The organism is Nitrospinaceae bacterium (assembly GCA_018669005.1).
In the GTDB taxonomy this organism is placed as follows: domain Bacteria; phylum UBA8248; class UBA8248; order UBA8248; family UBA8248; genus UBA8248.
The window spans coordinates 1-12919 of record JABJAL010000016.1 but is presented as its reverse complement, the minus strand read 5'-3'; the positions used below and the strand labels follow the sequence as shown (position 1 = coordinate 12919).

Here is a 12919-nt window from a genome sequence, read left to right as displayed (position 1 = left end):
TGTTGTCTGTGTCGTTACCTGCCGAAAAAGGCGGCTGTACTGGAAGCGGGGGGAGCCGTTTTTCCCTGCTTGATGAGTACTCGCTCGCCACGTACCTCCAATTTCGTCCCATGAGGCTCTGAGAGGCCCTGCATCAGCTCTACAATGTCTTTGCCTCTTCCGCTCCGGGGGGAGAGGATGCGCGGTTTCTCAAAATCCCCGCTCCAACACGGAATGAAACCAGGATTCTCTATCCCTCTTTTTTTGAGAGTGCAGCGAAAAAGAAAGGTCTGTTTCGAGGCCGCCGTGAAGAAGGGTATCTTAAAATCAAAAATAAGATTCCCCATGCTGTAGATAATGGGTACTCCTTTATACATTTCGATTGGCTGGAGAACGTGGGCGTGGCCGCCGAGTACCAGATCCGCCCCGGCATCTATCGAGGCGCGGCCGAGTTCGGTCTGATAGTCCTGGTGGCCGTGGAGCATACTCGTGCCCCAGTGGTGGTTGATTATGACAACGTCTACCCGCTTTTTCAGCGCGCTGATGTCTCGTCTCATACGGGCCAAATCCCCGGGATTCGTCCAGGTGACAATTCTCGGAGCTGTGCCGGGGTATTCGTTTACATCCCGCCATACTTCATAGGCGGTATTCGCCCGAATCGCGTTGAGACCGGGGCGGCTCTGTTCTGCAGCAAAGCCGCGGGGGAGAATCGAGGAAAAGCCCAGAATTCCGATTTTAAGGCCGCCGCGCTCAAGGATTGATGGCCTACGGGCGGCGGTGAGGTTCATGCCCGCCCCTGTGTGGGGCAGGTCGATTTTTTTTAGAAGGGCAAGGGTGTCCACAAAGGCGTCCTCGCCGTAGTCGAACATGTGATTGTTCGCAAGGGATACGGTGTCGAGCCCTGCTTCCGTGAGAGCATCAGCCATCTCGGGTGTGCCGCGCAGGAGGATTTTATCGGGCTGACCTTTACCCCGCCGGGAGAGCGGCAATTCGAGGTTGACGAACGCCACCCCCGCTTTTTTGAAAACAGGGGCTAGTGCGCCGAGGGCGCCGGGCCCCTTTGTGCGGTTTATAGCTACATCGCCTCCTGCAACAAATGTCGTTGATTTTGGTTTACTGGTTGCCATAAGAATTTATTCCGTGAGGAAAAGGCCGTGGTCTGGCTCAAAGGTGAGAAAAACTTTCTGACCCGAATCGAGTAGCTCAAAATGATCCATCTGGACCCCTATTTCGTGGGGTCCGACACGTACCTGGCAATCGAGGAAATTTCCCTGATAAATGGTGTCGATGATTTCGCCCTCCATGAGGTTGGGGCCCGGTGAGGCGGGCGCCTCAATATGAAGGGTCACATCCTCGGGCCGAAGGCTCAGGATGACACTCTGGCCAGCCTGGGCGCCCTCGGCGCCAATGGCATGGAGCCGTAGGGGCGAGTCGTTCTCGGCGGGGATTTCTGCCACGGTGACATTGCCCTCCCGGCTTAAGATTTTGCCTTCCAAAAGGTTAGCCACACCGATAAAGCTGGCCACGAAGGCGTTTGCCGGACGAGAATATATTGTCTCAGGATCGTCAATTTGCTGGATGACGCCTTTGTTCATGACTACGACTCTGTCGCTCATGACAAGGGCCTCGGCCTGATCGTGGGTGACGTAGACCGAGGTGATGCCCACTTCGTGCTGAAGTCGAACGAGTTCAATACGCATCTGCTCGCGCAGCTTCGCATCCAGGTTCGAGAGAGGTTCATCGAATAGGACGACGCGCGGGTTGTAGACGATGGCGCGAGCGAGAGCAACTCGTTGTCGCTGGCCACCAGAGAGTTTCGTCGCATAACGCTCGCCGAGTTGGCCAAGGCCAACAAGCTCAAGCGCCTTGTTGGTTTTCTCCTGGGTTTCACGTTTGCTAATGTTGCGGATTTTGAGGCCAAAGGCCACGTTGTCGAATACCGTCATGTGGGGCCAGACGGCGTAGCTCTGGAACACCATCCCGAGGTTCCTGTCCTCGGGTGTGAGGTGGATTCCCTTATCGGGCGAGGTGATGGGCTCGCCTTCGATTCGTATTTCCCCTGAGTCGGGGCGCTCAAGCCCCGCAATGCAGCGAAGAGTGGTGGTTTTGCCGCAGCCAGAGGGGCCCAGGAGGGTGACAAATTCGCCCTTGTCCACGTTCAGGTCGATCCCTGCGACAGCTACCTCGGCACCGAAACTTTTTACTAATTTGTCGATTTCCACTAGTGACAAGTTGTTTCTCCCTACGGCAAAACGGCCAGCGTGTGATCGGCATCAAGGTGAATATAAACTCTCTCGCCCTCGCGAAGGTGCTCCCGGGGGTGCGCCTGCACTTTCCATTCGAAATCCTGCCAACGCACGCGACAATCGAGATAGTTGCCCAAAAATACGGTCTGTATGACTTTGCCCTCAAGCGAGTGCCCATCGGGTTTCTCGCGCAATGCGTGAACGTTCTCGGGGCGTACCGAAAGAGCGGCCTCATCACCCTCTGAGAGTCCCTCGCCTAGCAGGCAGGGTAGGATTGCCCGCTCGCCGTTCTGTGTGATTTCAATCTCACCGCGCCCGGCGCTCGCCGTACGGGCGATGCGGCCCTCGATAAGGTTTGCGATACCGATAAAATTGGATACGTAGCGATTTCGGGGACGGGCGTAGATGGCATGCGGGCCACCGGTTTGCTCAATTTTCCCTTTACTCATGACGATGATGTCATCGCTCATAATAAGGGCCTCGGCCTGATCGTGGGTGACGTAGACCGAGGTGATGCCCACTTCATGCTGTATTCGCTTGAGCTCGACACGCATGCGCTCGCGAAGCTTGAGATCGAGGTTCGAGAGTGGCTCGTCAAACAATAGAAGTTTGGGGTGAAATACAATTGCCCGCGCCAGGGCCGCACGTTGTTGCTGGCCGCCAGAGAGCTGGGTGGCTTCCTTGCCCATCATATCTTCAAGGCCAACTAAGCGGAGCGTCGCCGTCACGCGATCGTCAATTTCTGATTGATTAACTTTCCGTATATCGAGCGGATAGGAAACGTTTTTTTCGAGCGACAAATGGGGCCAGATGGCATAGCTCTGGAACACCATGCCGATGTCGCGTTTCTCGGGAGGCAAGTACACGTTTTTCTCGGTCGAGGTGAAAGTCGTTTCCCCAAGGTCGATATCACCCGCATCGGGTTTATGGAGGCCCGCAATCGACATGAGGGTAGTTGTCTTGCCGCAGCCAGAGGGGCCGAGCAAAGTGAGGAATTTCCCCTCAGGGATACCGAAAGAAATGTCGTCCACCGCACGGTCATCGCCAAAATATTTAATGAGGCCCTTCACCGAAAGGTGATAGTTGTTGGATGAATTCTCGCTCATGGTGGCTGTCCGTTATCCTTTTAGGCTTAAGCGCTCAGCGCCTCGCGTCCTGCAATTTTTCTAAATACAAAGATGCAGACGAGTAGAAGGAGACTCTGGGCGACCGACAATGCTGCGGTCATCGGTTCGTTTTCAAAGTTCGAAAGATAATAGACGCCAACAGAGAGCGTTTCCGTACCTGCCGTATAGAGAATTATTGAGATGGAGAGCTCTCTTAGGAAAATGACGAAAAGGAGTATCCAGCCAGCGAAGATTCCCGGCTTGAGCAGCGGAATGGTGATGCGGCGCAGGGTGGTCATCCAGGTGGCACCCGCCATCCGAGAGCTTTGGTCGAGTTCTTCTGATATCGCCATCATGATGGAGGATATGTTTCTCTGTCCATATGGGAAAAAACGAGTGATGTAGCCAAGCAGGAGTATCCAGAGGGTCGCGTAAATAGGGGTCTTGATGTAGGTAACGAGGACTCCCATTGCGAGAATGATGCCCGGAAATCCGATTGGCACGACACACAGAAAGTCCAGGATTTTCGAGCCCATGCCCTTCGTGCGGTGGATCATGTAGCTGACGATAATCGCCAGGACCATAGCGATTGTCGAGCCGACAAGGGCAAGAATAAGGCTATTGCCAATGCCGTTCGTCGCCGATTCAATGGCCTTGGGAGACCACCAGAATACAGCTTTTTCATAGTTAATGATGGTTAGGTCGGCGGCGATTATCTTACCTTCCCATACTGGATGAAAACTAACGATAATCAAACACGCCAATGGAAGAATTACGGCAACCAAAATGTAGAGCATATTAAAACTGAATGCGGCCCATCTCCACTTGCCGAGATCTATGACGTTTGGCCGAAATCCTTTGCCGGTCACAGTGATGTATTCACGAGGGGCGATGATGCGCCTCTGAATCCAAATAAAGAGCGCCGTGATGAAGCCGAGCACCATGCTGATTGCCGCGCCCATATAGTGATTGGCGTCATCACCCACAGCTTTTGTGAAAATCTGTGTTGTCATCGTTTCAACGCCGTAAGGGGCACCCAGCTTAAAGGGAACACCGAATTCACCGGCCGAGGTAACGAAAACAATAATGGCGCCCGAGAGAATGGCGGGTGTGATCAGGGGCAGGGTGATTTTCATGGTGGTGGTAAATAGTCCCGCCCCAGTTGTTCGGGCGCTGTCCTCAAGGGAGGGGTCCATTCTCCGGAGCGAGCCGATGACAAACAGGTAGACCAAAGGGGCAAAGAAAATTCCCGTCACCCAGATGATGCCGTAAATATTGTCTACATTAAGAATATGTCCCTTTATTCCAAAAACATCTCGGGCCAGGTTATTTAAAAGCCCCACCTTCGGCGCCGCCAGGTTGTGCCAGGCAATAGCACCCACGAAGGGGCTGAGGAAGAAGGGGATCAGGTTGAAGGGCTCAAGTTTTTCTCTGCCCGGGCAGTTGGTGCGCGCATTTATCCAGGCCAGCGAGACACCCAGGAATGTCGCCAGAATGGTTGTTCCTGTGCTGATTATCATGGTGTTGAAAAATGCTTTTCGAATCAGGCGATCGGTGACAAGTTCCCTGTAATTCTGGAGACCCGGCTCGGTGTCAAAACCCATATCGTCGAGAACAAAAAAACTGCTGAAAACGAGTGTGACAAGAGGCAAAATGACGGCAATGCCGACGACAAGGGATACGACGGTAGTGGCGATGCGCTCCTGAGTGAACAGGCCGCGCCACCAATTGGTTCTTGGGTCAATTTTATTTTGTATGACTTCTGTGCTCATCGGGATCTTTCGTGTTTAAGACGTCTGAACGAACGAAGCGGGGACTCCGGACACGCCGGAGCCCCCGTTCGATTTTTTAATACACAGACGGCAGTGGGTTATTTGAAACGACTGGCCCATCCACCGCGAACTTTTTTGAACTGCTTCTGTGCGCCAACCCAGTCCTTCATGCCGAGCAACTTGTGCTTGCTCAGGTCGAGAAGATAGGGGCGCACGGCCGGGGGGGCGACATATCCTTTGCGGAACGAGTAGATGGCCTCGCCCTCGACAAAAATATCGGCGCCCTGTTTGGTTAGCAGGAACTCAACGAGGAGTTTGCCTGCGTTCGGATGAGGCGAGCCTTTAACGGCTGCCGCTTGGTTGCCCAGTAATACTTGGCCTTCTTTATAGTAGCCGACGCGAAGAACTTTGCTCAGAGCAGGCTTTTTAAGGACGTTCTGGTACACCCGGCCCGAGAGGTTCCACATGTCGAAGGGCCGCTCGCAGGAGATGAGCATCTGCATTTTAGGCTCGGTGCGGAATTCGATGATCGGCTTGGTCTTTTTGAGGTCGTCCCATAGCTTGTTTGCGTTGATTGCGCCGTTCTCAACAAGCGAAATCACGGTATTTGTGTAAGTGAAGCTTTTCGTGATGTCGGAGGAAATGGTCTTGCCGCTCAAGGACATTTTTGCCACGTCGGCGTATGAGGTGACATTGAAGTTGGCCATTCCGGGGCAAGATTTGTTCCAGACGGGCTGGAAGGTGTAGGCCAGCGGGGTCACAACATACGGGTAGTTGTGGTACTGGCCGGCGCTCTCGACAAGCCCGACGCTGTCTTTCCAGTGGGCGCTGTCGAGTTTCGAGAAGGCACCCCTCTTGGCGGCGGCGTGAAAGAAGCCCGGCGCGCTGACCATATGAACGTCAATGGTGAATTTGCCTGCTTTGATCTCCTGGCGAACGGTGGCGACGGTCGCGCCAGTGCCCTTGCGGATGTTGCTGAACTTAAAGCCGCTGCCGAGTCCATAGCGTTTGATGAAGGCAGGGCCCATGCGCTTTGCTGTCCGGTTGCTGAAGAGCGGGTTGATGATGATGACGCCGCCTTCTTTTTTGGCAGCGCGGGCAAGTTTCTGCTCTTGAGGAGACAGGGCGGCAGATGCTGTGGTCGCCATGCTCAGTGAGACGAGAGCGGCAGCAGCCACTCCGGAAAAAATTAAACGAGGGGTAACAAGCTTCATAGACTTTCTCCTTAAACATCCTGAAAAATTTATGACCAATATGAAGAATTTTCCCCGCTCCCCACGGGAATTTGGCCATAAGTGAAAAAGCAAAAATGGGATATACTCTGTGGGCTCAAAGTAGCCTATTCATAAAGGAAGTCAATCCCTTATGTAATAATTTCAAGTATTTTTCGTGTCCAGGCCTTTGGTTTTGGCTCGCATTTTCTTAAGATGTTATATATGAAGTTGAGAATTTCATCATAGGTGTTTGATTTTATAGGCTGGTTTAAGGGGATCGTATTCTCATGGCGTTATTCGCGACCGAGGACATCAAAAAAATTGATAACCTCTACCAACAGGGGCAATGGCAGAAAATCATTCAAAATTTAGGCCACAAACCCCTTGGCGAATACGACGATATTCGCCTCCTAAACGACCTAGCCATTGCCTATCACCAATTGAAAAATTGGGACCGTGTTATTGAGGTTTACGAGCGAATAAGGGCTATAGAGCCTTGGCCCGATCTCATGAAGCAGCAATCCGAGCTTACGGTTCGCTACATGCGCTACCACGCCGTAATGGGTGAGGCCCTCTATCGCAAAGGAGAGTTCGACAAGGCACTGTCGATTTTCAATGACTTGAAGGCAGTTGGTAGCCGCTTTTCGGATAAATATTATTTCTCGGGCCGGATTCATACAAAGCTAGGTGATTACCGGATGGCGTTGCTCGAATTCAAGGGTATGATTGCCAACGTTCCGGGCCGGATGCGCGAAGTGGTGCGTGGGCTTTGTGAGTTGATTGAAGCCAACCCTGCTCAGGCTGGAGTGTACGAGCAACTTCACAAGGCTTGTAGCCATAACGATAGACTTGAGCATTACTATGCGCGCTACAAAAAAGAGATGGAAGAGTTAAAAGGCGACATGGCGCCCGCTTTCAAGGTTGCCCATCTCCTCCTATTTGAGGGTGAAAAAGCTGGCGCCACAAAAGTTCTCGACTCTCTGAAACCCAAAAACAGTACGGAAAGTGGGTGGTTGGCGCTTGTCAAAGGAGATGGTGCGCTCCATGACAGTGATGTTGGCGGGGCGCTGGCACACTACGAAGAGGCCGAGCCTTTATTCGAGGTAGGAGAAGCTTTGATTGTCGAGCGTCTTGAGGAGGTCGTGCGCCGCCATGACGACTCCCCAACTCTCCGCCGTAAACTGGCCAAGATGTGCGAGGAGTCGGGCGAGGATGACAGAGCTTGCCGCCATCTTGAGGCGCTTGTAAAGAATCAGCCGAATGAGCAAGGCGCGCGTGATGAACTCGGTCGTTTGCTCAAGGGGAGCATGAATAAGGCTTTCGCCGCAGGGGAGATGCCCCGCGCAGAGAGCCTAGCCGAAAAGCTTGTCCATTATTTCCCTGACGATGAAAATCTCACCTCTCAACTTCAACAAATTACGCAGGCACGAGGTATTAATCGCAAAGAGAAACTTGAAAGCCTTTTGGGTACGGGTCGCATGCCGGCCTCGGAGGCGGCAAAAGCCCACCTTGAGCTAGCTGGCATCGAGCGGGCAATGGGCGCTGATGAGGAGGTGATTGTTTCTCACCTTCAAAAAGCCGCCGCCGAGCGCTCGCCTGTACGCGCAGACGCGCTTTTTCAGTTAGGGCAAATTCATTTTGGCCGGGGCGAGCTCGACACCGCCGATGGGGTTTATGAAATCCTCTTCAATTTACGTATTCCCGATGAAAATCGATTGGACTGGTCCTACGAGATTGCCCAGGCGTTTGAGGAGGGTGGGGAGCAGATTCTGGCCATGAAGTATTACACTGTGACGGTGGAGGCAGATTCTGCCTTTAGAGACGCGGTTGGCCAAGTCAAACGGCTTGAGAAGGAGATTGAGGCAGCTTCCGTTTCCGCCTCAGCAGGGGTAATTGCTTCCGCCCCAGAATCTCTCGATCCGATGGATATTCTTTCGAAACGCTATGATGACATCAAGGAGCTAGGCCGGGGTGCGATGGGTGTAGTCTACCGGGGGCGAGATAAAATTCTTGATCGTCCCGTAGCCATCAAGATGATTCTCGGAGATCTCGGGCAAGACTCAGAGGCCCTGGCACGCTTTATCACTGAGGCGCAGAGTGCTGCTGCCTTGGAGCATCCGGGCATCATCACGGTTTATGATATTCGCGCCGAGGAGCCGATGTTCATTGTGATGGAATTTGTCGAGGGGAAAAGTCTTAATGACCTGCTCGGTGGCCGAAAATGTCCAATGTCGCATTTCAAACAGCTTGCCATCAGGATGTGCGAGCCTTTGGCATTTGCCCACAGGGCCGAGGTCGTTCACCGCGATATTAAACCTGACAACATAATGGTGACCAAAAGCGGGGGAGTGAAGATCGCAGACTTTGGTCTCTCCCGGAAGGGGGGGGGCAGTGGGGAGACCCAGGTGGGTCAAGTGATGGGGACACCCTATTACATGCCTCCTGAGCAAATCCGGGGGACAGAAACGGACGGCAGAAGCGACATCTATTCGCTGGGGATTACTTTCTATGAAATGCTCACCGGAGCCCCCCCTTTTACTGAAGGCGATATCGCATATTTGCATATCCATGAAGAACCACCCAAAATCTCCATGAGGCACCCCGAGGTGTCTCCTGAGCTAGAAGCTATCGTGCTCAAATGTATTGAGAAAGAGCCTGATTCACGTTGTCAGACGGTGGATGAACTTCTAGTGGTGCTCCGGGCCCTCAAATAGCACAGAGCCCACCGACCTTTAATGAAAGAGGATTGACTTGGAGCAGAAATTAGCACCAACCCGCATCCAGTGCCCAGAATGCCAGGCGGTTTATCGCGTGGGTCGCCCGGCGGCGGAACTTGCCAAGATGCGGGTGAAATGCAAGAAGTGCGAATATACATTTACGCCAACGTTTCCCGAGCTTGAATTCTCGGCGCCGGTGGCCCCGGCTCGCACGAATCTTCCGTCTCCTCCCGCTCCTGCGGGGCCTTCGACACTTGTGAATCCTCCCGTGGCGCAGGTTCCCGCACCCGTAGCGTCGCCTCCAACAGTTCCTCAAGCGGGTGCTGATCCTTTTGATACCCTTGAGGAAACAGTTGGCGGACTATCCCGCGCCATCTACGAAATACGTCAACAGAGTCCTGAGGCAATACCAACAAATATTTCCTCTCAAGTCGGTCAGATAGCTGATGCCATCGTTGGTGTGAAAAGACAGGTTGGCTCCCTTCGCCGTGCAGGCCAGGATCTAGAAAATCTCCTTGAGGTCAGTAACGCACTGAATCAAGAAACCCATCTAGCGCCACTCCTGGAGTTGATAATGGATTCGGCCATCAAAACACTAAACGCCGAACGTGGCTTCTTGATGCTGAAAAATCAGACAACCGGGGCGCTCGATGTGAGTGTGGCGAGGGGCATGGGGGAGGCGCTCGCCGATGACGAGTCGCGGGAGTTCAGCACAGGTATTGCCAGTACGGTTGCTAATGATGGAACGCCGTTTTTTACCGCGAACTCGAAAGGCGACGACAGGGTGGCAGAGTTCGCGAGTGTCATGCGCTCGGATGCGAGGGCTGTACTTTGTGTGCCTGTTGATTTTCATGAGCGGAACCTCGGGACCCTTTATCTAGATAATCAGGCAGGCGCGCCAGGGTTTACAGAAGACCTTTTGCGCCTTGCAGCCTCTTTTGCCTCGGCCTCGGCCGGTGCCATTGAGAATGCCCGCCTGTATGAAAACATCCGGGAGGAGACAGCAAAACGATCAAATCTTTCGCGTTATCTGTCTCCTTCGGTGGTAGATGACATTCTCAAACAGGGTGAAAATTTCGAGCTAGGTGGCGCGACCATCGACTGCTCAGTTCTTTTCTCCGACGTGGTTGGCTTCACATCGTTCAGTGAGGACCTCACGCCGATTGAGTTGGTCAAGCTGATGAACGAATATTTTACCGTAATGGCTGACGCCATATTTACTAATGACGGGACCCTCGATAAATTTATCGGCGACGCTACGATGGCCATTTTCGGTGCCCCGGTGCATGATCCTCATCACGCGGCGATGGCCGTCGATGCGGGCCTTAATATGCTGGCGGCCTGCGATAAGTTGATGGCCAAGTGGAAGTCTGAAGGAAAGCCGACCTTTCAAATGCGGGTGGGGGTGAACTCGGGACCGGTTGTGGCGGGAAATTTAGGATCGCCTCAACGGATGGACTACACCGTCATTGGCGATGCGGTGAACCTGGCGAGCCGGATGGAAAGTTCCTCCGAGGCAGGCACACTTTGCATCAGCGAGTATACATGGGATCTAATCAAGGATTTTGCCAAGGCCGAGGACAAGGGCCCGATCAAGGTGAAGGGAAAATCCGATGAAATTCGGGTCTTTCATGTTTTCTCCATCGAGCCCCCTCGCCAGGATGCACATCACATTGAGCGAACCTCCCCCAGAGCTGTGACCGAGATATTCACCATCTACAGCCAAGAGGGCATTGACGGCACACGGCAGGGGATCATTCGAGATTTGAGCGAAGGCGGGGCGATGGCGCATTCTGGATTTGCTGCCGAGGCGGGGAATTTGGTCAAGCTGAATTTCTCTCTTCCCTCTGGCGAGCAGGTTAAGGAGATATCGGCGGTTGTCGTACGTGTTTCCTCGATAGAAGACGAGGGCGCGGGCTTTCAGATTAATTTAAAATTTGTTGATATGGATGAGAATTCGAGAACGATCCTCGGCACCTATGTTCATAGCCAAATTGAAAAGGGGGCTGATTAGTCTCCCCGGGCGATCTTGGCAGGTTGGCGCTTCGATTCTTATTCTTTTTGCAATTCTTGAAATTCAGGTATGAAAATGGGAACTACGGAAATCCATGAAGAGGGTGTGCGCACGTTGCGCGTCCCCTCGCCTCCGGGCTCACATATGAAAAATGTCCTCGTCACCTTGGTTGGCGAGGGCCCCTATATTCTCATCGACACAGGGTATCCCGAGAGCGTCGATGAGGTTGTCGCTTGGGTACGAGAGGAGACCGGCGGCTCGCTCGATGCGTTGTTGCTCACCCATCACCACCACGACCATTTAGGGGGCGCAGAGGGCGTTGTCGCCGCGACAGGGGCTGCCACATGGGCGCATCCGGTTGAAATTGAGTTAATGAAAGAGCGTGCACCTGCTCTTGCGCCCGCGCCTTTAGACGATGGTGAAATCGTTCGCCTGGGGGAGATCGAACTCAAGGTTGTGCTCACCCCCGGGCACTCGCCCGGCCATCTGTCTTTTTGGTGGCAAGAAAAAAAAATCCTCTTTGGCGGCGATAATGTGTTGATGGAGACCTCGACCTGGGTGGGCCCGCCACGAGGTAGTTTGCGCGAATATCTGGCCAGTCTTGAAGTGGAGCGTGCCCTGGCGCCAAGGGTGATTTATCCGGGACACGGTAGCCCAATCAAAGACCCTGAGGGCCGGATAGAGGGGCTTGTTCGCCACCGCGCGCGGCGCGAGGGGCAGGTCCTGGATGCGCTGGCCACTGGCGTGGATACGCCCGAGGAGATGGCCGCTAGCATCTACAAGGGCCTGGGCGAGAAGACAATGAAAATTGGTGCCGCCATGCTCGCCGGGCATCTTGAGAAACTCATCGAGGAGGGCAGGGCTCGCCGCGAGGGGGAGCGTTATCTTCTTGTCGAATAAGCCGGTGTGCCCTGAGTATTTGACGCCTCTTTGATCATTCTATAAAAACATTCCGACACGCCTTCCTCCTTAATTTTCGAAATGGTGATATTTTGCTGACGAACTGCCATACATTGATATTGAGAACCCTCCTCGACCATGCTCCCGTCCCCCCAACTGAGGAGCAGGATCTGTATCTCTACAATATCGCGCCCGACAATTTGCCCCTGACCGATGGTTTCCGCTCGCGCGATACGCATCGCTTCGAGCCCCCGCCGGGCGCCCTTGAGTACTATCCCAAGCTCATCTGGGTGAAATGCCATCTTATTGTGGATAATTTTTGTCACTATGGAGCCATCTCTAAGCCGGCAGAGAGTCTCGCCATTACAGAGAAGGCAGGCTACACGTACAAAAGGGGAGCGGACATCGTGCCGCTGTTCATCGAATATGCTGGCGAAATGAATGTGCCCCTCGGCGAGTCTGATGCCCTCTATCTTGCGCACACCATGGTCGAAATCGCAGTGGACTACGCCATTTCCCAAGACGATAGAACCGTTCCCACAATTATCCGGCGAGCGAGGAAGACTTGCGAGCTTGAACTCATCGAAGAGTACGAGGGCGCCCTTGCAGCCCTTTATGGGCGAAAATCAGCCGAGATAGCTGCCACAAATGGCGCTGCCGAAAAGTTTTACGGAGACGTGGACAATATAGATTTCATGTACCTCGATGGGCGCACAAGAATAGTATTAAGGAAACTTAAACTTCCCTTCAGCGATGAAAACGTGGCTCGAACACGCCAGCTTATTCTCGATTCGGCTGAAAAAGTGTCTGACTATCCAGATTTTATTCGCGATTCGGTCGAGCTATTCACCGATCGCGCCGCCTGGGCGGGCGCGGGCGCTATCACCGGCGCAGCGGAGTAGGGGAAGATTTTTTAAAAAATTCTGACTGAGTACGTTTTTGCAATATATAATAAAAGGGTCGAGCCGCTC

General features: G+C 53.4%; 9 protein-coding genes. 4 read left to right on the top strand and 5 right to left on the bottom strand.

Annotated features, from left to right (window positions below; translation table 11 throughout):
• Positions 1–14: 14 nt before the first annotated feature.
• The 5 genes from HOJ95_01745 to HOJ95_01725 form a co-directional block, all read right to left on the bottom strand.
• Positions 15–1106, bottom strand: a complete 1092-nt coding sequence (locus tag HOJ95_01745; GenBank protein MBT6393405.1) for a CapA family protein — start codon at positions 1104–1106, stop codon at positions 15–17.
• A gap of 6 nt (positions 1107–1112) precedes the next feature.
• Positions 1113–2210: an ABC transporter ATP-binding protein gene (locus tag HOJ95_01740; protein MBT6393404.1), complete on the bottom strand. Its 1098-nt coding sequence runs from the start codon at positions 2208–2210 to the stop codon at positions 1113–1115.
• 11 nt (positions 2211–2221) lie between these two features.
• Entirely contained in the window at positions 2222–3331 is a 1110-nt protein-coding gene (locus tag HOJ95_01735; protein MBT6393403.1) for an ABC transporter ATP-binding protein, read from the bottom strand.
• Positions 3332–3357: 26 nt separating this feature from the next.
• Positions 3358–5103, bottom strand: coding sequence for an iron ABC transporter permease (locus HOJ95_01730; protein ID MBT6393402.1), 1746 nt, complete (start codon positions 5101–5103; stop codon positions 3358–3360).
• A 98-nt stretch (positions 5104–5201) separates the two neighbouring features.
• The gene (locus HOJ95_01725) at positions 5202–6317 is read right to left on the bottom strand and encodes an ABC transporter substrate-binding protein (protein ID MBT6393401.1); all 1116 of its coding nucleotides are present in this window, start codon (positions 6315–6317) and stop codon (positions 5202–5204) included.
• Positions 6318–6604: 287 nt separating this feature from the next.
• Here HOJ95_01725 and HOJ95_01720 point away from each other — a divergent pair, with 287 nt between their 5' ends.
• The 4 genes from HOJ95_01720 (at position 6605) to HOJ95_01705 (ending at position 12850) form a co-directional block, all read left to right on the top strand.
• On the top strand, positions 6605–9031 hold the full coding sequence (locus HOJ95_01720; GenBank protein ID MBT6393400.1) for a protein kinase: 2427 nt from the start codon (positions 6605–6607) through the stop codon (positions 9029–9031).
• A gap of 37 nt (positions 9032–9068) precedes the next feature.
• Positions 9069–11048, top strand: coding sequence for a GAF domain-containing protein (locus tag HOJ95_01715; protein ID MBT6393399.1), 1980 nt, complete (start codon positions 9069–9071; stop codon positions 11046–11048).
• A 69-nt stretch (positions 11049–11117) separates the two neighbouring features.
• Positions 11118–11948: an MBL fold metallo-hydrolase gene (locus tag HOJ95_01710; protein MBT6393398.1), complete on the top strand. Its 831-nt coding sequence runs from the start codon at positions 11118–11120 to the stop codon at positions 11946–11948.
• A gap of 92 nt (positions 11949–12040) precedes the next feature.
• Positions 12041–12850 carry a hypothetical protein gene (locus HOJ95_01705; protein ID MBT6393397.1) on the top strand — a complete coding sequence of 270 codons (810 nt, stop codon included), beginning with the start codon at positions 12041–12043 and terminating at the stop codon, positions 12848–12850.
• Positions 12851–12919: the final 69 nt, after the last annotated feature.